Source organism: Pseudomonas fluorescens, assembly GCF_001902145.1.
In the GTDB taxonomy this organism is placed as follows: domain Bacteria; phylum Pseudomonadota; class Gammaproteobacteria; order Pseudomonadales; family Pseudomonadaceae; genus Aquipseudomonas; species Aquipseudomonas fluorescens_BV.
Map to the genome: position 1 here is coordinate 391,153 of NZ_MRST01000023.1, position 24,119 is coordinate 415,271.

At 60.6% G+C, this 24,119-nt stretch carries 22 protein-coding genes; 15 read left to right on the forward strand and 7 right to left on the reverse strand.

The window, feature by feature from the left end; all coding sequences use genetic code 11:
• Positions 1 to 138: 138 nt before the first annotated feature.
• The 6 genes from BUE92_RS13625 to BUE92_RS13650 all read left to right on the forward strand — a co-directional run bounded on the left by BUE92_RS13625 (position 139) and on the right by BUE92_RS13650 (position 6,296).
• Positions 139 to 441 (forward strand): DUF3649 domain-containing protein, encoded by a 303-nt coding sequence (locus BUE92_RS13625; protein WP_014717062.1) that lies wholly within the window; start codon positions 139 to 141, stop codon positions 439 to 441.
• Positions 438 to 2,012 (forward strand): PepSY-associated TM helix domain-containing protein, encoded by a 1,575-nt coding sequence (locus tag BUE92_RS13630; RefSeq protein WP_073524247.1) that lies wholly within the window; start codon positions 438 to 440, stop codon positions 2,010 to 2,012. Before BUE92_RS13625 ends, BUE92_RS13630 begins: the two co-directional genes overlap by 4 nt.
• Complete coding sequence (locus BUE92_RS13635) at positions 2,012 to 2,338, forward strand: DUF3325 domain-containing protein (RefSeq protein ID WP_073524250.1); 327 nt, start codon at positions 2,012 to 2,014, stop codon at positions 2,336 to 2,338. Before BUE92_RS13630 ends, BUE92_RS13635 begins: the two co-directional genes overlap by 1 nt.
• A gap of 10 nt (positions 2,339 to 2,348) precedes the next feature.
• Complete coding sequence (locus BUE92_RS13640) at positions 2,349 to 2,927, forward strand: RNA polymerase sigma factor (protein WP_073524368.1); 579 nt, start codon at positions 2,349 to 2,351, stop codon at positions 2,925 to 2,927.
• Positions 2,924 to 3,901, forward strand: a complete 978-nt coding sequence (locus BUE92_RS13645; protein WP_073524253.1) for a FecR family protein — start codon at positions 2,924 to 2,926, stop codon at positions 3,899 to 3,901. The genes BUE92_RS13640 and BUE92_RS13645 overlap by 4 nt, the downstream gene beginning before the upstream one ends.
• A gap of 154 nt (positions 3,902 to 4,055) precedes the next feature.
• The gene (locus BUE92_RS13650) at positions 4,056 to 6,296 is read left to right on the forward strand and encodes a TonB-dependent receptor (RefSeq protein ID WP_143169979.1); all 2,241 of its coding nucleotides are present in this window, start codon (positions 4,056 to 4,058) and stop codon (positions 6,294 to 6,296) included.
• Positions 6,297 to 6,425: 129 nt separating this feature from the next.
• Here BUE92_RS13650 and BUE92_RS13655 read toward each other — a convergent pair whose 3' ends face one another.
• Positions 6,426 to 6,776, reverse strand: coding sequence for a glutaredoxin family protein (locus BUE92_RS13655; RefSeq protein ID WP_073524258.1), 351 nt, complete (start codon positions 6,774 to 6,776; stop codon positions 6,426 to 6,428).
• Positions 6,776 to 7,780 carry a nucleoid-associated protein YejK gene (gene yejK, locus BUE92_RS13660; RefSeq protein ID WP_003171997.1) on the reverse strand — a complete coding sequence of 335 codons (1,005 nt, stop codon included), beginning with the start codon at positions 7,778 to 7,780 and terminating at the stop codon, positions 6,776 to 6,778. Before yejK ends, BUE92_RS13655 begins: the two co-directional genes overlap by 1 nt.
• Before the next feature lie 396 nt (positions 7,781 to 8,176).
• On the opposite strand from yejK, the gene BUE92_RS13665 reads away from it, so the two are divergent.
• Positions 8,177 to 8,458, forward strand: a complete 282-nt coding sequence (locus BUE92_RS13665) for an HU family DNA-binding protein (protein WP_003188840.1) — start codon at positions 8,177 to 8,179, stop codon at positions 8,456 to 8,458.
• A 181-nt stretch (positions 8,459 to 8,639) separates the two neighbouring features.
• On the opposite strand, the gene rlmF is transcribed toward BUE92_RS13665, so the two are convergent.
• The 5 genes from rlmF to BUE92_RS13695 form a co-directional block, all read right to left on the reverse strand.
• The gene (rlmF, locus tag BUE92_RS13670; RefSeq protein ID WP_073524260.1) at positions 8,640 to 9,656 is read right to left on the reverse strand and encodes a 23S rRNA (adenine(1618)-N(6))-methyltransferase RlmF; all 1,017 of its coding nucleotides are present in this window, start codon (positions 9,654 to 9,656) and stop codon (positions 8,640 to 8,642) included.
• A gap of 203 nt (positions 9,657 to 9,859) precedes the next feature.
• Entirely contained in the window at positions 9,860 to 12,706 is a 2,847-nt protein-coding gene (locus BUE92_RS13675) for a valine--tRNA ligase (RefSeq protein WP_073524261.1), read from the reverse strand.
• A gap of 174 nt (positions 12,707 to 12,880) precedes the next feature.
• On the reverse strand, positions 12,881 to 13,255 hold the full coding sequence (locus BUE92_RS13685) for a DNA polymerase III subunit chi (protein WP_073524263.1): 375 nt from the start codon (positions 13,253 to 13,255) through the stop codon (positions 12,881 to 12,883).
• A gap of 7 nt (positions 13,256 to 13,262) precedes the next feature.
• Positions 13,263 to 13,691: a DNA polymerase III subunit chi gene (locus tag BUE92_RS13690; protein ID WP_073524265.1), complete on the reverse strand. Its 429-nt coding sequence runs from the start codon at positions 13,689 to 13,691 to the stop codon at positions 13,263 to 13,265.
• A 145-nt stretch (positions 13,692 to 13,836) separates the two neighbouring features.
• Positions 13,837 to 15,327, reverse strand: a complete 1,491-nt coding sequence (locus tag BUE92_RS13695; protein WP_073524267.1) for a leucyl aminopeptidase — start codon at positions 15,325 to 15,327, stop codon at positions 13,837 to 13,839.
• A 284-nt stretch (positions 15,328 to 15,611) separates the two neighbouring features.
• Between BUE92_RS13695 and lptF the strand changes: the two genes are divergently transcribed.
• The 8 genes from lptF (at position 15,612) to pdxJ (ending at position 24,099) form a co-directional block, all read left to right on the forward strand.
• Positions 15,612 to 16,730, forward strand: coding sequence for an LPS export ABC transporter permease LptF (lptF, locus tag BUE92_RS13700; protein ID WP_073524269.1), 1,119 nt, complete (start codon positions 15,612 to 15,614; stop codon positions 16,728 to 16,730).
• Positions 16,723 to 17,802, forward strand: a complete 1,080-nt coding sequence (lptG, locus tag BUE92_RS13705) for an LPS export ABC transporter permease LptG (protein WP_073524271.1) — start codon at positions 16,723 to 16,725, stop codon at positions 17,800 to 17,802. The genes lptF and lptG overlap by 8 nt, the downstream gene beginning before the upstream one ends.
• 256 nt (positions 17,803 to 18,058) lie before the next feature.
• The gene (gene lepA, locus BUE92_RS13710; protein ID WP_003210439.1) at positions 18,059 to 19,858 is read left to right on the forward strand and encodes a translation elongation factor 4; all 1,800 of its coding nucleotides are present in this window, start codon (positions 18,059 to 18,061) and stop codon (positions 19,856 to 19,858) included.
• A gap of 5 nt (positions 19,859 to 19,863) precedes the next feature.
• Positions 19,864 to 20,718 (forward strand): signal peptidase I, encoded by an 855-nt coding sequence (gene lepB / locus BUE92_RS13715; RefSeq protein WP_073524273.1) that lies wholly within the window; start codon positions 19,864 to 19,866, stop codon positions 20,716 to 20,718.
• 144 nt (positions 20,719 to 20,862) lie between these two features.
• Entirely contained in the window at positions 20,863 to 21,552 is a 690-nt protein-coding gene (gene rnc, locus BUE92_RS13720) for a ribonuclease III (protein WP_003188856.1), read from the forward strand.
• Positions 21,545 to 22,447 carry a GTPase Era gene (era, locus tag BUE92_RS13725; protein ID WP_005785147.1) on the forward strand — a complete coding sequence of 301 codons (903 nt, stop codon included), beginning with the start codon at positions 21,545 to 21,547 and terminating at the stop codon, positions 22,445 to 22,447. Before rnc ends, era begins: the two co-directional genes overlap by 8 nt.
• A 167-nt stretch (positions 22,448 to 22,614) precedes the next feature.
• On the forward strand, positions 22,615 to 23,304 hold the full coding sequence (gene recO, locus BUE92_RS13730; protein ID WP_073524275.1) for a DNA repair protein RecO: 690 nt from the start codon (positions 22,615 to 22,617) through the stop codon (positions 23,302 to 23,304).
• Positions 23,305 to 23,355: 51 nt separating this feature from the next.
• Positions 23,356 to 24,099 carry a pyridoxine 5'-phosphate synthase gene (gene pdxJ, locus BUE92_RS13735; RefSeq protein ID WP_073524276.1) on the forward strand — a complete coding sequence of 248 codons (744 nt, stop codon included), beginning with the start codon at positions 23,356 to 23,358 and terminating at the stop codon, positions 24,097 to 24,099.
• The last annotated feature ends 20 nt before the right edge of the window (positions 24,100 to 24,119 follow it).

The window sequence follows — 24,119 nt, forward strand, 5'->3', positions numbered from 1 at the left end:
GAGAACAAGAATTGTTCGCATTGTAGGGTGCATGACAAGGTTCGGCAATCGGCCAAGGCGGGCGATTCATCCGTTCTCTTTTGCTTATGAGAATATTTATCATTAATATTGCGCGCTGATGAACCAGGCGCCTGCCGCATGAAAAGCAAAACCTCATTGCCCGTTTCCTACCGCCTTGCCGTCACCTCACGCGTGCTGGCGGCAGTGATTGGCGGTTATTTGATGGCCTCCCTGGCCGCTATTTGCCTGGCGCTCTGGCTGCCTACCTCACGTGCCGATGCGGTGGTCACCGGCATGATGAGTTCCTTTGTGTTTTACCTGCTGGCGGTGCTCTGGTGTTTTGCCTGCCGCACGGCATGGCGTGCCTGGGCAGGGGTGATGGTGCCGAGCGCACTGTTGGCCACCCTGGCCGGCATCGGTTTTTGGATGGCTCGCACATGAAAGAGGGCTTTCGCCAGGCCATGGCCTGGCTGCACACGTGGGCAGGCTTGATTTTCGGCTGGCTGCTGTTCGCGATTTTCCTGACCGGTACCCTGGCCTATTTCAAAGATGAAATTACCCACTGGATGCAGCCTGAAGTGCAGGCCCATCCCCTGGACGATGGGCGCAGCCTCGCCGTGGCGCAAAACTACCTGCAACAGCAGGCGCCCACCGCGGCGCGCTGGTTCATTACCTTGCCGACCCACCGCGACCCCGGCTTGTCGGTGATGTGGCAAGACAAGGTCGAGCCCGGCAAGCGCGGTACCTTCATCCAGAAAGTCCTCGATCCGGTCTCCGGCCAACCGGTGCAGGCCCGCGACAGCAAGGGCGGCGAGTTCTTCTATCGTTTCCACTTCCAGCTGCAAATGCCTTACCCGTGGGGCCGCTGGCTGTCGACCATCGCTGCCATGGTGATGTTTGTTGCGCTGATCACCGGCATCATCACCCACAAGAAAATCTTCAAGGATTTCTTCACCTTCCGCCCACGCAAAGGTCAGCGCTCCTGGCTGGACGGGCACAACGCGGTGGGTGTGCTGGTGCTGCCGTTTCACCTGATGATCACCTACAGCAGCCTGGTGATTTTTATGAGCATGGTCATGCCTGCGCCCATCGTGGCGTCCTATGGCGACGACAGCCGGGCGTTTTTCAGTGAGCTGTTCCCCGCTACTGACAATGCGCCGGCCCTCGGCCAGCCGGGCAAACTGCTGCCGTTGATGCCGATGTACCAGCAGGCGCGGGAGCAGTGGGCGGGCGGGCATGTGGGGCGTGTGGCGGTCAACAACCCCGGCGATGCCAATGCCTCGGTCAATGTGTCTCGCGCCGGCTCCGACAGCGTGGTGCATGCCTCCGGCAGTACCCTGTCGTTCAACGGCACCACCGGCGAGCTGTTGCGACATAGTGCCGAGCCGTCATTGGCGACGGCCATCGGTGGCAGTTTCTATGGTTTGCACATGGGCCATTTCGCCGGCCCGGTGCTGCGCTGGCTGTACTTTATCTGCGGCCTGGCGGGCACGGCGATGATCGGCACAGGCTTGGTTATCTGGCTGGGCAAACGCCAGCTCAAACACGCCAAGGCTTCGGTGATGCCCTTTGAACTGCGCTTGGTGGAGGTGCTGAATATCGCCAGCATGTCCGGATTGATGATCGCCATTGCGGCGTTTTTCTGGGCTAACCGCCTGTTGCCGGTGAGCTTCTCCGAGCGTTCCGACTGGGAAGTGCAGGCGTTCTTTATCGCCTGGGGCCTGAGCCTGTTGCACGCCTTGCTGCGGCGCGGTCGCCAGGGCTGGGTCGAGCAACTGAGCCTCGGCGCGCTGTTGTTTGCCGCCATTCCACTGCTTAACGCCATCACCACCTCGCACCACTTGGGTGTCTCCGTGCCGAGCGGCGACTGGGCGATGGCCGGCTTCGACCTGACGTGCCTGACCTGCGGCATGTTTCTCGCCTGGGCAGCCTGGAAGATGCACCACCGCAGCGCGCCACAACCCAAGGCTGAACGTGCCCGCGGGTTGACGCTCAAGCAGCAGGCCCACTGATGCTCCTGGCGCTATTGATGTGCTACGCCGGGTTCATGGCACTGTGCTTGTCCACCGACCGTCATTATGGCCAATTGCTGCACAGCAAACCCACGCCCACTCGGCGCCTGGGGCTGCGGGTGGGTGGCTGGTTATTGCTCGTCGTGTCGATCTGGCCGGCCGTGCTTGGCGCTGGTTGGGGTCAGGGCCTGGTTGAGTGGTGCGCGGTGTTGATGCTCAGCGCCTTGCTGCTGGTGTTGCTGTTGCCGTATCGGCCAAGGCTGGCCTTGATGCTCGCGGGTCTCGGCCTATTGGCCAGCCCTGTTGCGGCGTTCGCCCTGTCTTGAGCCGGCCATGATGAGGATCAACCCACCGCCGCAACCCCAGGACAGTCCGCACGCGGAGGCGGCCGGTGGACGCGCACATTTCCTGCAGGTGTTTTTATCCCAGCGTTCGCAGATGGAGGCGTTAGTCAGCCGCCGCGTCGGTTGCCGCGCCACGGCAGCCGACCTGGTGCAGGACCTGTTCCTGCGCTTCTGGCGTCGCCCGCTGGTGCAGGTCGAAGAGCTGAGCACCTACCTGCTGCGCTGCGCCGGCAACATCGCTATCGATCACCTGCGCAGCGAAGGCGCGCGGGCACGCAGCAACGAAGGCTGGCTCCCCGAACAATCCGATAACCAAGGCTGCGAACCCCAGGCGGCGCTGGAGGCGGGCAATGATCTGCGCCATGTCGAAGCCGCCTTGCGCAGCTTGCCCGAACGCACCCGCCAGATTTTCCTGCTTAACCGTATCCACGGGCGCAAGTACGCAGAAATCGCCAAGGCCATGGACCTGTCCCAAAGCGCCGTGGAAAAACATATGATGCGCGCCCTCCAAGCCTGCAAGGCCAGCCTTCGCGAACCATCGCCTCCACGCATGCCAGGGAAAGCTCCGTGAACGTCACGCCCACGCCCGCCCAGGAACAGGCCGCGCTCGATTGGCTGAGCCTGCTGCATGACCAGCCCAGCAGCGGCGACCAGGCCACGTTCAGCCGCTGGTTGCGCGCGGATCCCGCACACGTCGAGGCCTACTCCCAAGCCCAGGTGCTCTGGGAGTTAAGCGAAGTACCGGCGCGTACGCTGGCCGATGAAGACGCGCTGGCTTTGCAGGGCTACCTCAATAAGATCAACGCCTCTAAACGCTCCCGGGCGGCGCGTTGGTCCGGTGCCTTGGCCGTCGCCGCCTGCCTGCTGTTGATGGTGTCGATGGGCGCCGGTTGGCAGCCGTCGCGCTGGGTCGATGAGTGGGGCGCCGACTATGTGACGGCGCCGGGGGAGGTGAAGACCTTCACCCTGGCTGATCAATCCACGGTCACCCTCGACGCCGACAGCGCCATTGCCGTGGATTTCAGCCAGGGTGAACGGCACATCCAACTGCGCCGTGGTGCAGGTTTTTTCAGCGTGACCCACACCGGCCAACCCTTTGTGGTGGAAGCGAGCGGCGGTGAAACGCGGGTACTGGGAACGCAGTTTGAAGTGCGTCTGCAGCCTGACGGGGCCCAGGTCACCGTGTTGTCCGGCCGGGTGGGCGTGACGCCCTCCAAACAGGGCCAGCAACAGGTGCTGACGGCGGGCCAGCAAGTGGCCTACGCCCATGGCGTCGCTGATCCCTTGCATGGGGTCGACAGCGCATCGCGCCTGGCCTGGCGCGAGGGTTGGCTCAACTACTACAAGGCACCGCTGGCCGATGTGGTCGAGGACCTGAGGCGTTATTACCCAGGTCGAATTCTTCTGCTTAACGAGGACATGGCCGCCAAGCGTGTCAGCGGCAGCTTTCCGAACCAGGACCCTGTAGCGGTCTTGAACGCCTTGCAAGCGGTGCTGGGTTTTGAACAGCACAGTCTGTTGGGCCGCATGATTGTGCTGCGCTAGGCCCGCGGCGCCTTCATCGAACCTTCATCGCAATCACCACAACCTGTCACCAAACGGTTACACGTGCCGTGGATCATCCCTGGTTCCTGAACAAGTGGTCAGGAAGCTCGCATCTGCCCCATACAACACAACAATGTCAGTAAGGGATCTACACGTGAACCACAACACTCTTTATGCCCTGCTTCTGGCGTCGGGCCTGGGCGGCTTTGCGCCGCTGGTTTTGGCCGATGATGCCCAGGATGTAGGCTCGGTGAACATCGCCGGCAAGCAAACCCTTGGCAGCGGCCACATGATTCTCGAAGAAAGTGCCAAGGCGCGCTCGACGGTGACCAAGCAAGCCATGGACGAAATGTCGGCCACCGCCAACGCCATCGACAAGCTCAAGTACACGCCGGGCATCAACGTTTCCAGCGATGACGCCAGCGGCACCAGCGGCACCACCTTCACCATGCGCGGCATGAGTTCCGACCAGGTCGGCGTGTCGGTGGACGGCGTACCGATCAACGACTCGGGCAACTACAGCGTGTACTCCAACCAGCTGGGCGACCCGGAAAACCTGGCTGAGGTGTTCGCCACCCAGGGTTCCTCCGAGGCAGACGGCCCGCACATCGGGTCCAGCGGTGGCAACATTGGCATGATCACCATTCGGCCGAGCAAGGACGCCGGGGTTTTCGCCAAACAGATCGTCGGTGCCAACGCCCTGCGCAAGACCTTCGTGCGAGCGAACACCGGTGATGTGGGGGGCCTGAAAACCTGGGTGTCGGCGTCGCACCTGGAAGGTGACAAGTGGCGCGGCAAGGGCACTCTGCGCAGCGACAAAATCGAGTGGAGCAGCCTGTTTGAAGGGGAGAACGGCAACTCCACACTGGCCACGATCAAGTACAACAAGCAGGAAAACTACAATTACAACAGCCTGAGCAAAGCGCAGTTCGACACCGAAGGGCGGCGCAAGGATTACGCGCAAAGCCCGGTGTACAAGGCAGGTTTGCTGTCTGCGTCCTACAAGCTCAACCGCAACCCGTTCGAAAGCGTCAACGCCACACTGACCCAGCGCTGGCAACTGCAGAACAATTTGTCGCTGACGCTCACGCCGTACTACTACTGGGCCAACGGTGGCAGCTTCAGCGGCCAGACGGCTTCCAACCTGGGGCCCCGGTCCGACAAGGCTGGCAACTACGACCTGAGTAACCTGCAATCGGCCAATTATTACCGCCCTTCGTGGACCGAAACCTGGCGCCCCGGCTTCACGGCGAAAATGAAGTGGGACATCAACCAAGAGCACAGCCTGGACTACGGCTACTGGTACGAACGCGCACGTCAGCGCCAGACCCAGCCCTTTATCGGCATTAACAACGAAGGTGCCCCCGACGATGTGTGGGGTGACTACAACAGCGGCGGCCAGGTGGTCGACAAAAACGGCGCTACGGTCCAGGGCCGCCACTACTACACCGTTACTCCGGCGCAGAAGCTCTGGATACAGGACAACTGGCAAGCCACACCCGACCTGAGTTTCGTCGCTGGCCTGGCCTACCAGTATGTCGAGCGTGACGGTAACAACCTCGGCAGCCTGTACGACACACCGGAAAAACGTAACACCCGTTACCACCAGTTCCTGCCCAACTTCAGCGCCAAGTATCAGGTCGACGACAGTAACCAGGCGTTCTACAACGTCACCCGCAACATGCGCACGCCACCCAACTACGTGCTGTACAACAAGGGCGATTCCGTCAGCCTCAAATCCGAGCTGAGCTGGAACCAGGAACTGGGCTGGCGCTACACCGAAGATGACATGGCCCTGAGCGCGACCCTGTTCTACATCAGCTTCAAGGATCGCCAGGTCTCGACCACCGACGCCAGCGGTGACTACATGGTGCTCAACGTCGGCACTGTCGATAACAAAGGCCTGGAGTTGGAATGGAGCGGCCTGTTGCCGCACAACTTCAATTACTACGCGTCCTATACCTACACCCAGTCTGAGCAGAAGGATGATTTGCTCAGCAAGAACGTACTGTTGCCGACCTCGGGCAAGCAATTGGCCAACGTGCCGGAAAACATGTTCAACCTGGTGTTCGGGTATGACGATTCGCGATTCTACGGGAATATCGCGGGCAAGTACGTTGGCAGCTTCTACGGCGATTTGACCAACAAGGAGAAGATCGAAGGCCGTACGGTGTTTGACCTGAACGCGGGTATTTATTTGCCGGTGGACAAGAAGGTCATCAAGTCGGCCGCGCTGCGGTTTTCGATGCTCAACGTGTTCGACAAGCAATACTTGAGCTCGGCGCGTACCGTGGCGTTCAACTCGGCCCCGGTCAACGGGTTGGGGGCGAGCACGGCGTATTACAATGTGGGTGAAGAGCGCACGGCGATGGTGTCGTTGGAGGCCAACTTCTAAGCCCAATGTGAAATGAGATTTTGTGGGAGCGGGCTTGCTCGCGAATGCCGTGGTTCAGTCTAAGCATCTGGCGACTGATACACCGCATTCGCGAGCAAGCCCGCTCCCACAGTGGTTGTGCCGTGCCTGTTACTTCAGGGCGGCCATGATTGCTTCGGGGTTGTAGTCGCGAATCAAGGTCCCGTTCACATCCACAAACGGAATTCCACCACCGCCCAGTGCCTCATACGCCTTGCGGGCCTGGGCATCCTTCTCGATATCGAAGGCCTGGTATGGAATACCCTTCTGGTCCAGGAAACGCCGGATCTGTTTGCAGTACCCACACCACTCGGTGGCATAGAGCACCACCCGCGCAGAGGCACGTACGTGCTCGGGCGCCACCTGGGACGGGTTGAACAGCCGCTCCACCTTGCCCCAGTTCTGGATCGCAACCACCACCAGCAATACCAGCAGGACTTTCTTGAGCACCCCGCCCAGCATCAGTTTCGACGCTTGAGCTGGTCGGTCAGTTGGGTGGGCAAACCCTTGATGATCAAGGTGCCGGCGGCTTCGTCGTACTCGATCTTGTCGCCCAGCAGGTGCGCTTCAAAGCTGATGGACAGGCCCTCGGCGCGCCCGGTGAAGCGGCGGAACTGGTTGAGGGTGCGTTTGTCGGCCGGAATTTCCGGCGACAGGCCGTAGTCCTTGTTGCGGATATGGTCGTAGAAGGCTTTTGGCCGGTCTTCATCGATCAGCCCGGAGAGCTCCTCCAGGCCCATGGGTTCGCCGAGCTTGGCCTGGCTGCTGGCGTAATCCACCAGGGTCTTGGTTTTCTCGCGGGCGGACTCGTCGGGCAGGTCTTCGCTTTCGACGAAGTCACTGAACGCCTTGAGCAGGGTGCGGGTTTCGCCCGGGCCGTCGACGCCTTCCTGGCAGCCGATAAAGTCGCGGAAGTACTCCGAGACCTTCTTGCCGTTCTTGCCTTTGATGAAGGAGATGTACTGCTTGGACTGCTTGTTGTTCTGCCATTCCGAGACGTTGATACGCGCCGCCAGGTGCAACTGGCCCAGGTCCAGGTGGCGCGAGGGCGTCACGTCCAGCTCATCGGTCACCGCCACGCCTTCGCTGTGGTGCAGCAGGGCGATGGCCAGGTAGTCGGTCATGCCTTGCTGGTAGTGGGCAAACAGCACATGGCCGCCGGTGGAGAGGTTGGATTCCTCCATCAGCTTTTGCAGGTGCTCTACCGCCGTGCGGCTGAAGGTGGTGAAGTCCTGGCCACCGTCAAAGTATTCCTTCAACCAACCGCTGAACGGGTGCGCGCCGGACTCGGCATGGAAGAAACCCCAGGCCTTGCCTTGTTTGGCGTTGTAGCTCTCGTTGAGGTCGGCAAGCATGTTCTCGATGGCGGCGGACTCGGACAGCTCCGAGTCGCGGGCATGAAGAACTGCGGGTGTGCCGTCGGGTTTTTTGTCGATCAGGTGGACGATGCAATGACGGATCGGCATAGGCTTCTCGGCTGGTTGAAGGGGAGCGGTTGGCCTCCCCGAAAAGTCGCCCAGTGTACCGCACCCATTGGTCAAGACGTGCCCCGAACGGCATTTTGCACGCCCTCCGACTGGCCATATGCCTTTTTTTCACGGTTTAGAGCGATAAAGCTGACCAAATGGGTATGTTGAGGCGGATATTTCCCCGTCTCTGTGCTAGTTTTGCCCCGTCTTACGCCAAGTCTCGGCGTTAAGCGTGCATTCAGCATTTGTCAGGTCGAACCAATCCCCGTTTCAAGCATCTATAACCCCGATCTCCGTGGTTATGGCCGGGGATGCCAGGCCATGATGGTCGGGCTCGACGGCTGACACTGCACTCTGCAATCCATATGAATTTGATAGGGAAGGAACACCACAATGGCTATTACTAAAGACCAACTGATCGCTGACCTGGCTGAAGCAGTAGACGCACCGAAAACTACCGTGCGTGCTCTGCTGGACCAACTGAGCCAAGTTGTTGCTGATCAGCTGGAAAATGGCGGCGAAATCACTCTGCCAGGCGTTGGCAAACTGAAAGTGACCGAGCGTCCTGCCCGTACTGGCCGTAACCCTTCGACTGGCGCTGCCATCGAAATCGCTGCCAAGAAAGTTATCAAGCTGGTTGTGGCTAAAGGCCTGACCGACGCTGTTAACAAGTAAGACGCAGCAAAAAAAACCGTGCTTCGGAGTGATCCGGGCACGGTTTTTTATTGCCTGCGATTTTGTTTCTAGCTGTAGGAGCGAGCTTGCTCGCGAAAGACGTTAACGATAACGCGCCCGTCCTGGTTGAACGCGGCGCCCTGGCGTTTTTCGCGAGCAAGCTCGCTCCTACAGGTTGGCGTCAGCGGACCCAGCGCTCGCGCCAGATCTGCTGCTCGTTCTTGGTCTGGAACGTCCAGGCCACAAAGCGGCTCTGCTTCTGCCCCTGGGACATCTCCACCACCTGGCTTTCCAGCACGCCGGCTTTTTTCAGTGCGGTTTCGATCGCCGGCAAGTTGGAGGCTTTTGACACCAGGGTGCTGAACCACAGCACTTTGTGGGCAAAATGCGCGCTCTCGGCGATCAATTGCGTTACAAACCGCGCTTCGCCGCCTTCACACCACAATTCGGCCGATTGGCCACCGAAGTTGAGCACTGGCAACTTGCGTTTCGGGTCGGCCTTGCCCAAGGCGCGCCATTTGCGCTCGCTGCCTTTGGTGGCTTCGTCCATGGACGCATGGAAGGGCGGGTTGCACATCGTCAGGTCAAAGCGCTCACCCGGCTCCAGCAGGCCCAACAGAATCTGCTTGGGGTTGGGTTGCAGGCGCAGCTGGATGACCTTGCTCAGGTCGTTGGACTGCACGATGGCCTTGGCGGCGGACACGGCGATCGGGTCGACCTCTGAGCCCAGGAAGTTCCAGCGGTACTCCATATAGCCAATCAGCGGGTAGACGCAGTTGGCGCCCATGCCGATATCCAGCACCTTGACGATCGAGCCACGCGGGATCTTGCCGTCGTTGACGCTAGCGAGCAGGTCGGCAAGGAAATGCACATAGTCGGCGCGCCCCGGCACCGGCGGGCACAGGTAATCGGCCGGGATGTCCCAATGCTGGATGCCATAGAACGCCTTGAGCAACGCCCGGTTGAACACCCGCACCGCGTCCGGGCTGGCGAAGTCGATGCTCTCTTTGCCATAGGGGTTGATGATCACGAACTTGGCCAGTTCAGGCGTGGTCTTGATCAGCGCCGGGAAGTCGTAACGGCCCGTGTGACGGTTGCGTGGGTGCAGGGTGGCCTCTTTGCGCGGCGCGACGGGTTTGGCCGTGGCGGCGGTTTTAGGCTTCTTGCGCGAAGGTTTGGGCGTAGTGGGGGCGGTCATGATGATTCTGGTGTTGGCTCAATGTGGTGGGCATTGTCACACATTCCTGAACACAACTCGGTCAAATGTGGGAGCTGGTTTGCCTGCGATAGCATCACCTCGGTCTGCCTGACACACCGAGTCGTCAGTATCGCAGGCAAGCCAGCTCCCACAGAGGGCAAAAAAAAGAGACCCGAAGGTCTCTTTTTTACACGGCGCAAGCCTTACAGGCTGGAAATCCGCGCATGTTGCTCCGCCAGCTTGCCCAAGGCCTGTTCAGCCTCGGCCAACTTGGCGCGTTCTTTCTCGATCACCTCAGCCGGCGCCTTGTCGACGAACGCCGCGTTGGACAGCTTGCCGCCCACTCGCTGCACTTCACCTTGCAGGCGTGCGATTTCCTTGTCGAGACGGGCAAGTTCCGCGCCCTTGTCGATCAGCCCGGCCATCGGCACCAGCACTTCCATGTCGCCCACCAGCGCAGTGGCGGACAACGGCGCTTCGGCACCGGCAGCCAATACAGTGATCGACTCCAGCTTGGCCAGTTTCTTGAGCAGCGCATCGTTCTCGCTGAGGCGACGCTGGTCTTCGGTACTGGCGTTCTTGACGAACACGGCCAGCGGCTTGCCCGGCCCGATGTTCATCTCGGCGCGGATGTTGCGCGTGCCGAGCATCAGGGTCTTGAGCCATTCGATATCGCTTTCGGCGGCCGCATCGATGCGTGCTTCATTGGCCACCGGCCAAGGTTGCAGCATGATGGTCTTGCCTTCGATACCGGCCAGAGGCGCCAGGCGCTGCCAGATTTCTTCGGTGATGAACGGCATGAACGGATGCGCCAGGCGCAATGCCACTTCCAGCACGCGCACCAGGGTGCGACGGGTGCCACGCTGGCGTTCGACCGGAGCGTTTTCGTCCCACAGCACCGGCTTGGACAGTTCCAGGTACCAGTCGCAATACTGGTTCCAGATGAACTCGTACAGGGCCTGTGCGGCCAGGTCGAAACGGAACTGGTCGAGCTGGCGGGTCACTTCGGCTTCGGTGCGCTGCAACTGCGAGATGATCCAGCGATCCGCCAGGCTCAGTTCAACGGCTTCGCCGTTCTGGCCGCAGTCTTCGCCTTTGTCCAGCACGTAGCGCGCGGCGTTCCAGATCTTGTTGCAGAAGTTGCGATAGCCTTCGACGCGGCCCATGTCGAACTTGATGTCGCGACCGGTAGAGGCCAGCGAGCAGAAGGTGAAGCGCAGGGCGTCGGTGCCGTAGCTGGCGATGCCGCCTTCGAATTCGTCGCGGGTCTGCTTCTCGATCTTCTTCGCCAGCTTCGGCTGCATCAGGCCAGAGGTGCGTTTCTGCACCAGGGTTTCCAGGTCGATACCGTCGATGATGTCCAGCGGGTCCAGGACGTTGCCCTTGGACTTGGACATCTTCTGGCCCTGGCCGTCGCGTACCAGGCCGTGTACGTACACGGTCTTGAACGGTACCTGCGGGGTGCCGTCTTCGTTCTTCACCAAGTGCATGGTGAGCATGATCATCCGGGCAACCCAGAAGAAAATGATGTCGAAGCCGGTGACCAGCACGTCGGTGGAGTGGAATTTCTTCAGGAACTCGGTCTGCTGCGGCCAGCCCAGGGTAGAGAAGGTCCACAGGCCCGAACTGAACCAGGTGTCCAGTACGTCGTTGTCCTGTTGCAGCGCGATGTCGGCGCCGAGGTTGTGCTTGGCACGTACTTCAGCTTCGTCGCGGCCCACATAGACCTTGCCCGACTCGTCGTACCAGGCCGGAATACGGTGGCCCCACCACAGCTGACGGCTGATGCACCAGTCCTGGATGTCGCGCATCCACGAGAAGTACATGTTTTCGTACTGTTTAGGCACGAACTGGATGCGGCCATCTTCCACGGCGGCAATCGCAGGCTCGGCCAGCGGCTTGGTGGACACGTACCACTGGTCGGTCAGCCACGGCTCGATCACGGTGCCGGAGCGGTCGCCCTTCGGCACTTTCAGGCCGTGGTCATCGACGCTGACCAGCAAGCCGGCAGCGTCGAAGGCGGCAACGATCTGCTTGCGCGCTTCAAAACGGTCCAGGCCTGCATATTCAGCCGGGATCTTGCCGTCGATGCTGTCGTTGAGCGTGCCGTCCAGGTTGAACACCTGGCAGGCCGGCAATACGGCGGCATTCTTGTCGAAGATGTTCAGCAACGGCAGGTTGTGGCGCTTACCGACTTCGTAGTCATTGAAATCGTGGGCCGGGGTGATTTTCACGCAGCCGGTGCCGAATTCAGGGTCGCAATAGTCGTCCGCGATGATCGGAATGCGGCGGCCAACCAGCGGCAGTTCGACGAACTTGCCGATCAGCGCCTGGTAGCGTTCATCGTTCGGGTTAACGGCCACGGCCGCGTCACCGAGCATGGTTTCCGGGCGGGTGGTGGCGACGATCAGGTAATCGTTGCCTTCGGCGGTCTTGGCGCCGTCGGCCAGCGGGTACTTGAGGTTCCACAGGAAGCCTTTCTCGTCGTGGTTTTCCACTTCGAGGTCGGAAATCGCCGTGTGCAACTTGGTGTCCCAGTTGACCAGGCGCTTGCCGCGGTAGATCAGGCCGTCTTCATGCAGGCGCACAAAGGCTTCCTTTACGGCTTCGGACAGGCCGTCGTCCATGGTGAAGCGCTCGCGGCTCCAGTCTACGGACGAACCCAGGCGACGGATCTGACGGCTGATATTGCCGCCGGACTGGTCTTTCCATTCCCAGACTTTCTCCAGGAATTTCTCGCGACCCAGGTCGTGACGGTTCTGGCCGGTGGCTTCCAGTTGGCGTTCCACCAGCATCTGGGTGGCGATACCGGCGTGGTCGGTGCCCGGTTGCCACAGGGTGTCGCGACCCTGCATGCGGCGGAAGCGGATCAACGCATCCATGATCGCATTGTTGAAGCCATGGCCCATGTGCAGGCTGCCAGTGACGTTCGGTGGCGGAATCATGATGGTGTACGAGTCGCCCGCACCTTGTGGGGCGAAATAGTTCTCGGACTCCCAGGTGTTGTACCAGGAAGTTTCGATAGCGTGGGGCTGGTAGGTCTTATCCATGCGCGGCGGGACCCTAGTTGGCATTTATTCAGGAAAGCCGGCAAGTATAACGGGGGATAGGGGCGAGGGGTAGGAGCGAGCTTGCTCGCGAAGAACGAGAGGGCGCTGCGTTTACTCAGGCTACCCGCGTTATCGTTGAGGATTTTCGCGAGCAAGCTCGCTCCTACAGAAAGGCTAATTCTGGTATTGGCTGAGCAACCGCTCCATCCTGGCATCCATCCGACGCTTGATCTCAGCCTCGATATGCGGCGCAAAGTCATCGATCACATCCTGCATGATCAATTGCGCAGCGGCGCGCAGTTCGTTGTCCAGGTGCAGCAACAGGGCGTCGGGGGCTTTTTCGGCGGCTGGAGCGGGTTCTGCAACCACAGGCGCCGGCGCGGCAGGCTTGCCGCCGACCATGTCGAACAACAGCGGGATCTGTACCTCGCCCTCGACCGTTTCGGTCAGCAGCGGCGGTTGCAGGTTGTCATCACCCAGCAATTGACGGATCGACTCCAGGTCATCCAGCAGGTGGTCGTCTTTTTTCAGCGGGTTGGGAGTGTCCATCGTGTGCTCAAAGTCGTTGTAGCCGGTGATCTTGCAGAGAATAGCCCTGTTCGCGATAGAAACGGAAACTCTCCCGCGCGGCCTGACGAATAGCCGGGTCTTCCACCACCACTTCCGCCACGCGGGCAAAAACCTTGGCAAAGGCCGGTACTTTCAGGTCGAGGTTGACCAGTAGGTCCTGATGATTGCCGCAACTGTCGCCCAAACCCAGGACGACCAGGCTTTCGGGTTCGGATTCGGCGGGGCCGTGGGGCACGAAGCTTTCGCCCTTGAAGCGCCACAGGCGCGCATCCAGCTCCTCACGCTGGGCGGCATCGCTGCAATGCAGATAGATGCGGTGGCCCATGCGCCAGGCTTTTTCAGTGAGTTTGCAGGCAAAGTCCAGGCGCGCGAGGGGATTGGCGCTGGGCAATATATAGAAGTCGACTTGGGTCATTGCAGTTCCTGGTACTGGCCCGCCAGTCCTGTAGGAGCGAGCTTGCTCGCGAAAAACCAGAGGACACCGCGTTCATCCAGGATGGGCGCGTTATCGTTGGCGATCTTCGCGAGCAAGCTCGCTCCTACAGAAGGGCCGGGGGCGCTTAAGCTTTGGCGCGATCCAGCAGGTATTGGGTCAGCAGGGGCACCGGACGGCCAGTGGCGCCCTTGTCCTTGCCGCCGCTGGTCCAGGCCGTGCCGGCGATGTCCAGGTGCGCCCAGTTGAAGTTCTTGGCAAAGCGCGACAGGAAGCAGGCCGCCGTGATGGTGCCGGCTTTCGGGCCACCAATGTTGGCGATGTCGGCGAACGGGCTGTCGAGCTGTTCCTGGTACTCATCGAACAGCGGCAGTTGCCAGGCGCGGTCGTCGGCGGCCTTGCCGGCGCTGAGCAGTTGCTCGATCAGTTCGTCATTATTGCCCAGCAGGCCCGAGGTGTGGGAGCCCAGGGCCACGATGCAGGCACCGGTCAGGGTGGCGATGTCAATCACGGCCTGGGGTTTGAAGCGCTCGGCGTAGGTCAGGGCATCGCACAGCACCAGGCGGCCTTCGGCGTCGGTGTTGAGGATCTCCACGGTCTGGCCGCTCATGGTGGTGACGATATCGCCTGGGCGAGCCGCGCCGCCGCTCGGCATGTTCTCGGCGCAGGCCAGGATGCACACCAGGTTGATCGGCAGCTTCAGTTCCAGCACGGCACGCAGGGTGCCGAACACGCTGGCGGCGCCGCCCATGTCGTACTTCATCTCGTCCATGCCGGCACCCGGCTTGAGGCTGATGCCGCCGGTGTCGAAGGTGATGCCTTTACCTACCAGGGCGTAAGGCTTCTCGGACTTCTTGCCGCCGTTGTATTGCATCACGATCAGGCGTGGCGGCTGGTCGCTGCCCTGGCCCACGGCATAGAACGAGCCCATGCCCAGGTCCTTGATCTTCTTCTCGTCCAGCACTTCAACCTTCAAGCCCTTGAACTCTTTGCCCAATGCCTTGGCCTGTTCGCCCAGGAATGTCGGGTGGCAGATGTTCGGCGGCAGGTTGCCCAGATCGCGGGTGAACGACATGCCGTTGGCGATGGCTTGCGCGTGGGTAACGGCGCGCTGAACCTCAGCCTGGGCGGCCTTGATGGTCAGCAGGGTGATTTTCTTCAGGGCGCGGGGTTCGGCTTTCTGGCTCTTGAACTGGTCGAAAATATAGCCGCCGTCCACCAGCGACTCAGCCAGCAGTCGGGTCTTGCCGTAGCTGTCGCGGCCCTTGACCACGATTTCATCGAGCGCCAGCACCGCATCGCTGCCGCCCAGGCCCTTGAGGATGGTGAGGATGCCGCTGACGATCTTGCGAAACGGACGGTCGCCCAGTTCGGCATCCTTGCCCACGCCCACCAGCAAAACGCGCTCGGCTTTAAGGTTGGGCAGGCTCTGCAGCAGCAGGCTCTGGCCGACCTTGCCGGCCAGGTCGCCGCGCTTGAGCACTGCGCTGATAGCGCCGCCGCTCAGTTCGTCTAGTTGCTTGGCGGCGACGCCGAGTGTGCGGCCTTCGCCGACAGCGACCACGAGGGTGGCGGTTTTCAACGTTTCGGGGCTAACGCTTTTTACAACCAATTCCATTTTCGGGTCCCTTATCAAGGTCTGTGAGCCAGGAGTCTGTACTCCGGCTTTAAAGCTCGGCAGCGTTGTAAACCGCCAGCGACAAAGGCCGCAGTTTGAACCTCGCCAGCGGAGCCTGACAACCCTTGGCGCACGCTTTGTGCGTGCGCATGAGTAAGCTCCGTGACAGGCGCGGTCAATCACAGGATAATGCGCCATCTTTTTAGCCGGCCCGTGGTAAACGGGTCGACTCGGTATGCTTGCTTGTTTGGCCGCCTTAGCCTGACAACCCTGGAGTGTCTGGTTTGATTGTCTTCCGTTATCTGTCCCGCGAAGTCCTGTTGACCCTGAGTGCCGTGAGTGCGGTGTTGCTGGTCATCATCATGAGTGGTCGTTTCGTCAAGTTCCTGGCCCAGGCCGCCGCTGGCGCCCTGGATCCGGGCTCACTGTTCCTGATCATGGGCTACCGGATGCCCGGCATGCTCCAGTTGATCCTGCCGCTTGGCCTGTTTCTCGGCATATTGCTGGCCTATGGCCGGCTGTACCTGGAAAGCGAGATGACCGTGCTGTCGGCCACCGGCATGAGCCAGCAGCGCCTGCTGGCCATGACCATGGTGCCTGCCGCCGGTGTTGCCCTGGTGGTGGCCTGGTTGAGCATGAGCCTGGCGCCCCAGGGGGCCATGCAGTTCCAGCTGCTGCTGAACAAGCAGGATGCGATGACTGAGTTCGACACCCTCGAGCCCGGTCGCTTCCAGTCGCTCAGCGACGGTTCGCGGGTGACCTACACCGAAACCATGACCGACGACCGCTCCAACCTTGGCGGCGTGTTCATCTCCCAGAAGAACCTCGGTCAGAACCAGAAGGATCGGGGTATTTCGATTCTGGTGGCCGACAGCGGTCGCCAGGAAATCCGTCCCGATGGCAATCGCTACCTGATCCTGGAAAACGGCTACCGCTACGACGGCAGCCCTGGCCTGGCGGACTATCGGGCGATCAAGTACGACACCTATGGCGTCATGCTGCCCAAGGCCGAGATCAGTGACGAGGTCACCGACCGCGACGCACTGCCCACCTCATCGCTGTTCGGCAGCCCGGAATTGCGCTCCATCGCCGAGTTGCAATGGCGCCTTTCCCTGCCGCTGCTGGTGTTTATCGTGACCCTGATGGCTGTGCCGCTGTCGCGCGTCAACCCGCGCCAGGGGCGGTTCCTCAAGTTGCTGCCGGCGATCCTGTTGTACATGGCCTACCTGACTATCCTGATTTCTGCCCGTGGTTCCCTGGAGAAGGGCAAGTTGCCGCCGGCCCTGGGCCTGTGGTGGGTGCACGGGGTTTTCCTGATGATCGGCCTGGGGCTGCTCTACTGGGAACCTATCCGTTTGAAAATGAAGAGCCGTCGTGGCCTGAAGGAGATGGCTCGTGGCTAAGCTTGATCGCTACATCGGCATTAGTGTACTGATCGCCATCCTGGCGGTACTGGGCATCATCCTTGGCCTGGCCTTGTTGTTCGCCTTCATTGATGAAGTGGGCAACGTTACTGACACTTACACCGTCACGGACGTGCTGAGCTACGTGGTACTGACCGCGCCGCGTCGTCTTTACGACATGATGCCGATGGCCGCGCTGATTGGCTGTCTGATCGGCCTGGGTACCCTGGCCAGCAACAGCGAGCTGACCATCATGCGCGCCGCCGGGGTTTCCATCGGCCGTATCGTCTGGGCGGTCATGAAACCGATGCTGCTGCTGATGGCCTGCAGCGTGCTGATCGGTGAATACGTCGCACCACCGGCCGAAGCCACCGCCCAGGCCAATCGTGCCCTGGCCCAGGGTTCGGGCGATGCGCAAAGCGCCAAGCACGGCCTGTGGCACCGCCAGGGTGACGAGTTCATCCACATCAACGCCGTGCAACCGGGTGGCCTGTTGATCGGGGTGACCCGCTACACCTTCGACAAAGAGCGGCACATGTTGTCGTCCAGCTTCGCCAAGCGCGCGCAGTACAGTGGCGAGCAATGGCAACTGAGCGACGTCACCACCACGCACTTCCGTAACGTGGGCCAGGGCACCCAGTCCAGCACCGAAGTGGTCAATGTACCGACCGAGCAGTGGGATATCGCCCTCAAGCCGGAGTTGCTCAACACCGTGGTGATGGTGCCGGAAGCCCTGCCGATCTCTGGTTTGTGGAGCTATATCCACTACCTCAAGGAGCAGGGCCTGAACAATGGCCGCTACTGGCTGGCGTTCTGGGTGAAAGTCTTGCAGCCGGTGGTTACCGCCGCCTTGGTGTTGATGGCGATTTCCTTCATTTTCGGGCCATTGCGTTCCGTGACCCTGGGCCAACGGGTATTTACCGGTGTGCTGGTGGGCTTTACCTTCCGCATCGCCCAGGATCTGCTCGGCCCATCAAGCCTGGTATTCGGTTTCTCGCCGCTGTTTGCGGTGCTGGTACCAACAGCTATTTGTGCCGTGGCCGGGTTCTGGCTGCTGCGTCGGGCCGGTTGACGCCGCGCTCGCGAATGTCACTCACTGTAGGAGCGAGCTTGCTCGCGAAAGTCTTCGAAACGCCGCGTTCATCCAGGATGAGCGCGTTATCGGTGGCGATCTTCGCGAGCAAGCTCGCTCCTGCAGTAAAAAGCCCCGTGGACACGGGGCTTTTTTGTATTGGTCAGCAAAGATGACGTCTGGCCTGAGCATCAGGTACAATTCCCGGCTATTTTTCAGCGGGCAATCTGCCTGCAGCCTTTTTGAGTGTTGATCCGTGAGTGATTTGAGTCATATCCGCAATTTCTCCATCATCGCCCACATTGACCATGGCAAGTCGACGCTGGCCGATCGATTCATCCAGATGTGCGGCGGCCTTGCCGAGCGTGAAATGGAAGCCCAGGTCCTGGACTCCATGGACCTTGAACGCGAGCGCGGGATCACCATCAAGGCCCACAGCGTGACCCTGTACTACACCGCCAAAGACGGTATCAAGTACCAGCTGAATTTCATTGACACCCCAGGCCACGTCGACTTCACCTATGAAGTCAGCCGCTCCCTGGCAGCCTGCGAAGGCGCATTGCTGGTGGTTGACGCGGGGCAGGGCGTTGAAGCCCAGTCCGTGGCCAACTGCTACACCGCTATCGAGCAGGGCCTGGAGGTCATGCCGGTACTGAACAAGATCGACCTGCCTCAGGCCGATCCTGATCGCGTCAAGGAAGAAATCGAGAAAATCATCGGCATTGACGCCACCGACGCCGTCGAGTGCAGCGCCAAGACCGGCCTGGGCGTCGACGAAGTGCTCGAGCGCCTGGTCAAAACCATTCCCGCGCCAACCGGCAACTACGAAGATCCGCTGCAAGCGTTGATCATCGACTCATGGTTCGACAACTACCTGGGGGTTGTTTCCCTGGTACGTGTGCGCCATGGCCGTGTGAAGAAGGGCGACAAGATCCTGGTCAAGTCCACCGGCAAGATCCACCTGGTGGACAGCGTCGGTGTATTCAACCCCAAGCACACCGCCACCACGGACCTGAAGGCCGGCGAAGTAGGTTTCATCATCGCCGGTATCAAGGACATCCACGGTGCCCCGGTCGGTGACACGCTGACCCTCAGCTCCACCCCGGACGTCGACGTGCTGCCGGGCTTCAAGCGCATCCAGCCGCAGGTCTACGCCGGCCTGTTCCCGGTCAGCTCGGATGACTTCGAAGACTTCCGCGAAGCCTTGCAAAAGCTGACCCTCAACGATTCGTCGTTGCAGTACACCCCGGAAAGCTCCGACGCCCTGGGCTTCGGCTTCCGCTGCGGCTTCCTCGGCATGCTGCACATGGAAATCATCCAGGAGCGCCTCGAGCGCGAATACGACCTGGACCTGATCACCACGGCACCGACCGTTATTTTTGAGCTGGCGCTGAAAACCGGTGAAACGATTTACGTCGATAACCCGTCCAAGCTCCCAGACCTGTCTTCCATCGAAGACATGCGCGAACCGATCGTGCGCGCCAATATCCTTGTGCCACAGGAACACCTGGGTAACGTGATTACCTTGTGTATCGAAAAGCGTGGCGTACAGCACGACATGCTGTTCCTCGGTACCCAGGTGCAAGTGACCTACGACTTGCCGATGAACGAAGTGGTCCTGGACTTCTTCGACCGTCTCAAATCCACCAGTCGCGGCTATGCTTCGCTGGATTACCATTTCGACCGTTACCAATCGGCTAATCTGGTGAAACTGGATGTGTTGATCAACGGCGACAAGGTCGATGCCCTGGCACTGATCGTGCACAAGGACAACGCGCACTACAAAGGTCGCCAATTGACCGAGAAGATGAAAGAACTGATTCCGCGCCAGATGTTCGACGTCGCGATCCAGGCCGCCATTGGCGGGCAGATCATTGCGCGGACCTCCGTCAAGGCACTCAGAAAGAACGTACTGGCCAAATGCTATGGCGGCGACGTCAGCCGTAAGCGCAAGCTGCTTGAGAAGCAAAAGGCCGGTAAAAAACGCATGAAGCAAGTGGGCAATGTGGAAATTCCACAAGAAGCCTTCCTTGCGGTGCTCAGGTTGGATAGTTAGGTCCTATGTCGCTAAATTTCCCGCTGTTGCTGGTCATCGCCGTTGCCGTCTGCGGTCTCCTGGCGTTGCTCGATTTGGTGTTCTTCGCCCCGCGCCGTCGGGCGGCCATCGCTTCCTATCAGGGCAGCGTCAGCCAGCCCGATGCGGTGGTGGTCGAGAAGCTGAACAAAGAGCCTTTGCTGGTTGAGTACGGCAAGTCGTTCTTCCCGGTGTTGTTCATCGTGCTGGTGCTGCGCTCGTTTTTGGTCGAACCGTTCCAGATCCCTTCGGGGTCGATGAAGCCGACCCTGGACGTGGGCGACTTCATCCTGGTGAACAAGTTTTCCTACGGCATTCGCCTGCCGGTGATCGACAAGAAAGTCATCCCGGTGGGTGACCCGCAGCGCGGCGATGTGATGGTGTTCCGCTACCCAAGCGACCCGAACGTCAACTACATCAAGCGTGTGGTCGGCTTGCCGGGCGACGTGGTGCGCTACACCAGCGACAAGCGTCTGTTGATCAACGGTGAGTCGGTGGCCGAGAAGCTGCTGGGTGCCGAACCGAACACGTTGGGCAGTGCCGAGCTGTATCAGGAAAAACTCGGTGCGGTGGAGCATGAAATCCGCAAGGAGATGAGCCGCTACCGCGCGATGCCTGATGGCCAGTGGAAAGTGCCTGCCGGGCACTACTTCATGATGGGCGATAACCGCGACAACTCCAACGACAGCCGCTACTGGGATGACCCCAACATTCCCAAGGACCTGCTGGGCATGGTGCCCGACGAGAACATTGTCGGCAAAGCCTTCGCGGTCTGGATGAGTTGGCCGGAACCCAAGCTCAGCCACCTGCCGAACTTCTCGCGGGTCGGGCTGATCAAGTAATACAAGCGGCGCTGTGAACACAGCGCCGAATGCTTTTCTGGGGCTTGGACATTTTCCGATGCCCGGTACCCATCAGGATTTGAATTTGAACACTGCGTCAATCGTCGATGGCCGCCGGTGCCATCAACTAGATATGGATAAACCGTGACCGTTTCTCTAAGTCGTCTCGAGCGTCAGCTCGGCTACACCTTCAAGGACCAGGAATTGATGGTCCTTGCCCTCACACACCGCAGCTTTGCAGGGCGCAATAACGAGCGCCTGGAATTCCTCGGTGACGCTATCCTCAATTTCGCCGCCGGCGAGGCGCTGTTCGAGCGTTTCCCCCAAGCGCGGGAAGGCCAGCTTTCGCGCTTGCGCGCACGCCTTGTGAAAGGCGAGACCCTGGCCGTGCTGGCCCGAGGCTTTGGCCTGGGCGAGTACCTGCGGCTGGGTTCCGGTGAGTTGAAAAGCGGCGGTTTCCGTCGCGAGTCAATCCTGGCTGATGCCCTGGAAGCCTTGATCGGTGCGATCTACCTCGATGCAGGCATGGAGACGGCCAAGGAGCGCGTTGTCGCCTGGCTGGCCTCGGAAATCGAAAGCCTGACGCTGGTAGATACCAACAAGGATCCCAAGACCCGCCTGCAAGAGTACCTGCAGTCCCGCGGTTGCGAACTGCCACGCTACGAAGTGGTGGATATCCAGGGCGAACCCCATTGCCGGGTGTTCTTCGTGGAATGTGAAATCACCTTATTGAACGAAAAAAGCCGAGGTCAGGGTGTGAGCCGTCGTATTGCCGAACAGGTAGCGGCCGCTGCAGCACTGATTGCCCTGGGCGTGGAGAATGGCCATGACTGATTCAACCGCAACACGCTGTGGCTATGTTGCCATCGTCGGCCGCCCGAACGTGGGCAAGTCCACGCTGCTCAACCACATCCTCGGCCAGAAGCTCGCGATCACCTCGCGCAAGCCCCAGACCACCCGCCACAACATGCTGGGCATCAAGACCGAAGGCAATGTGCAAGCGGTGTATGTCGATACCCCTGGCATGCACAAAGGCGGCGAGAAAGCCCTGAACCGCTACATGAACAAGACCGCCTCGGCCGCGTTGAAAGACGTCGACGTGGTGATCTTCGTGGTGGACCGCACCAAGTGGACCGACGAAGACCAGATGGTCCTCGAGCGTGTGCAGTATGTGACCGGCCCGTTGATCGTCGCGCTGAACAAGACCGACCGTATCGAGGACAAAGCCGAGCTGATGCCGCACCTGACCTGGTTGCAGGAACAACTGCCGAACGCCCAGATCATGCCGATCTCGGCCCAGCACGGCCATAACCTGGAAGCCCTGGAGCGCGTGATCGCCGGTTACCTGCCGGAAAACGAGCACTTCTTCCCGGAAGACCAGATCACCGACCGCAGCAGCCGCTTCCTTGCCGCCGAACTGGTCCGCGAGAAAATCATGCGCCAGATGGGCGCCGAGCTGCCGTACCAGATCACCGTCGAAATCGAAGAGTTCAAGCAGCAGGGCAAGACCCTGCATATCCATGCGCTGATCCTCGTCGAACGTGACGGCCAGAAGAAAATCATCATTGGCGACAAGGGCGAGCGTATCAAGCGTATCGGCACCGAAGCGCGCAAGGATATGGAGTTGTTGTTCGACTCCAAGATCATGCTCAACCTTTGGGTGAAGGTTAAGGGTGGCTGGTCCGATGATGAGCGTGCACTGCGCTCCTTGGGCTACGGCGACCTGTAATCGGCCTCCAGTCACACTGCAGGACGAAAAATGTGGGAGCGGGCTTGCTCGCGAATGCGGTGCTTCAGTCGGTACATGTATTGGCTGACCCATCGCTTTCGCGAGCAAGCCCGCTCCCACATTAGGTTTATGTTGTTGTCACCATCGCATTCCCGCAGCGAGAGCCTATGTCTTCAACTCCAGCCCCCAGCCAACCCGCCTACGTCCTGCACAGCCGCGCCTACCGCGAGACCAGCGCCCTGGTGGATTTCCTTACGCCCCAAGGCCGCCTGCGCGCGGTGTTGCGTAGCGCGCGCGGCAAGGCGGGCACCTTGGCGCGGCCGTTCGTGGCGCTGGACGTGGAGTTTCGCGGCAAGGGCGAGCTGAAAAACGTCGGCCGCCTGGAAAGCGTTGGCATCTCGGCCTGGCTTAATGGCGACGCGCTGTTCAGCGGCCTTTACCTCAATGAACTGCTGATTCGCCTGTTGCCCGCCGAAGACCCGCACCCGGCGGTCTTCGATCACTACGCTGCCACCTTGCTCGCCCTCGCTGAAGGCCGTCCGCTGGAGCCGCTGCTGCGCGCTTTCGAATGGCGTTTGCTCGACGACCTTGGCTACGGCTTCGAACTGGCCAACGACCTGCACGGCGAGCCCATCGCCGCCGACGGCATGTATCGCCTGCAAGTCGATGCGGGGCTTGAGCGTGTGTACCTGCTGCAGCCCGGCCTGTTTCAGGGCACCGAACTGCTGGCCATGAGTGAAGCCGACTGGCACGCTCCCGGTGCGCTGTCCGCCGCCAAGCGCCTGATGCGCCAGGCCCTGGCCGTGCACCTGGGCGGGCGGCCGCTGGTCAGTCGCGAGTTGTTTCGAAAGCCCTGACATCCCCGTGTATGCTGTGCACCGATTCTTTCCCTTTTCAGGAGCGCTTCCGTGACCACCAGCAATCGCATTCTTCTTGGCGTCAACATCGACCACGTCGCCACCCTGCGCCAGGCCCGGGGCACCCGTTACCCTGACCCGGTCAAGGCCGCGCTGGACGCCGAAGAAGCGGGCGCCGACGGCATCACCGTGCACCTGCGCGAAGACCGCCGCCACATCCAGGAGCGCGACGTGTTGCTGCTCAAGGACGTGCTGCAAACCCGCATGAACTTCGAAATGGGCGTCACCGAAGAAATGATGGCGTTCGCCGAGCGCATCCGCCCGGCGCATATCTGCCTGGTGCCGGAAACCCGCCAGGAGTTGACCACCGAAGGCGGCCTCGACGTCGCCGGCCAGGAAGCGCGGATCAAGGCCGCGGTGGAGCGCTTGTCGAGCATCGGCAGTGAAGTCTCGCTGTTTATCGACGCCGACGAGCGCCAGATCGAAGCCTCCCGCCGTGTCGGCGCCCCGGCGATCGAGCTGCACACTGGCCGTTATGCCGATGCCACCACGCCGACCGAAGTAGCCGATGAGTTGCAACGCATCATCGACGGCGTGAACTGCGGGCTCAACGAAGGCTTGATCGTCAATGCCGGCCATGGCTTGCATTACCACAACGTCGAAGCCGTGGCTGCGATCAAGGGCATCAACGAACTGAACATTGGCCATGCGCTGGTGGCCCATGCGTTGTTTGTTGGTTTCAAAGGCGCGGTGGCCGAGATGAAAGCCCTGATCCTGGCTGCCGCCAAGGCCTGACGGCAAATTAACTGTAGGAG

Excerpts from the sequence above, each read along its gene's own strand:
- BUE92_RS13640 (WP_073524368.1), top strand. The coding sequence starts at position 2,349 with ATGAGGATCAACCCACCGCCGCAACCCCAGGACAGTCCGCACGCGGAG.
- era (WP_005785147.1), top strand. The coding sequence starts at position 21,545 with ATGACTGATTCAACCGCAACACGCTGTGGCTATGTTGCCATCGTCGGC.
- lepB (WP_073524273.1), top strand. The coding sequence starts at position 19,864 with ATGTCGCTAAATTTCCCGCTGTTGCTGGTCATCGCCGTTGCCGTCTGC.
- yejK (WP_003171997.1), bottom strand. The coding sequence starts at position 7,780 with ATGCCGATCCGTCATTGCATCGTCCACCTGATCGACAAAAAACCCGAC.
- BUE92_RS13630 (WP_073524247.1), top strand. The coding sequence starts at position 438 with ATGAAAGAGGGCTTTCGCCAGGCCATGGCCTGGCTGCACACGTGGGCA.
- BUE92_RS13685 (WP_073524263.1), bottom strand. The coding sequence starts at position 13,255 with ATGGACACTCCCAACCCGCTGAAAAAAGACGACCACCTGCTGGATGAC.
- BUE92_RS13655 (WP_073524258.1), bottom strand. The coding sequence starts at position 6,776 with ATGCTGGGCGGGGTGCTCAAGAAAGTCCTGCTGGTATTGCTGGTGGTG.
- BUE92_RS13665 (WP_003188840.1), top strand. The coding sequence starts at position 8,177 with ATGGCTATTACTAAAGACCAACTGATCGCTGACCTGGCTGAAGCAGTA.
- BUE92_RS13690 (WP_073524265.1), bottom strand. The coding sequence starts at position 13,691 with ATGACCCAAGTCGACTTCTATATATTGCCCAGCGCCAATCCCCTCGCG.
- recO (WP_073524275.1), top strand. The coding sequence starts at position 22,615 with ATGTCTTCAACTCCAGCCCCCAGCCAACCCGCCTACGTCCTGCACAGC.
- BUE92_RS13635 (WP_073524250.1), top strand. The coding sequence starts at position 2,012 with ATGCTCCTGGCGCTATTGATGTGCTACGCCGGGTTCATGGCACTGTGC.
- BUE92_RS13695 (WP_073524267.1), bottom strand. The coding sequence starts at position 15,327 with ATGGAATTGGTTGTAAAAAGCGTTAGCCCCGAAACGTTGAAAACCGCC.
- BUE92_RS13675 (WP_073524261.1), bottom strand. The coding sequence starts at position 12,706 with ATGGATAAGACCTACCAGCCCCACGCTATCGAAACTTCCTGGTACAAC.
- rlmF (WP_073524260.1), bottom strand. The coding sequence starts at position 9,656 with ATGACCGCCCCCACTACGCCCAAACCTTCGCGCAAGAAGCCTAAAACC.
- BUE92_RS13625 (WP_014717062.1), top strand. The coding sequence starts at position 139 with ATGAAAAGCAAAACCTCATTGCCCGTTTCCTACCGCCTTGCCGTCACC.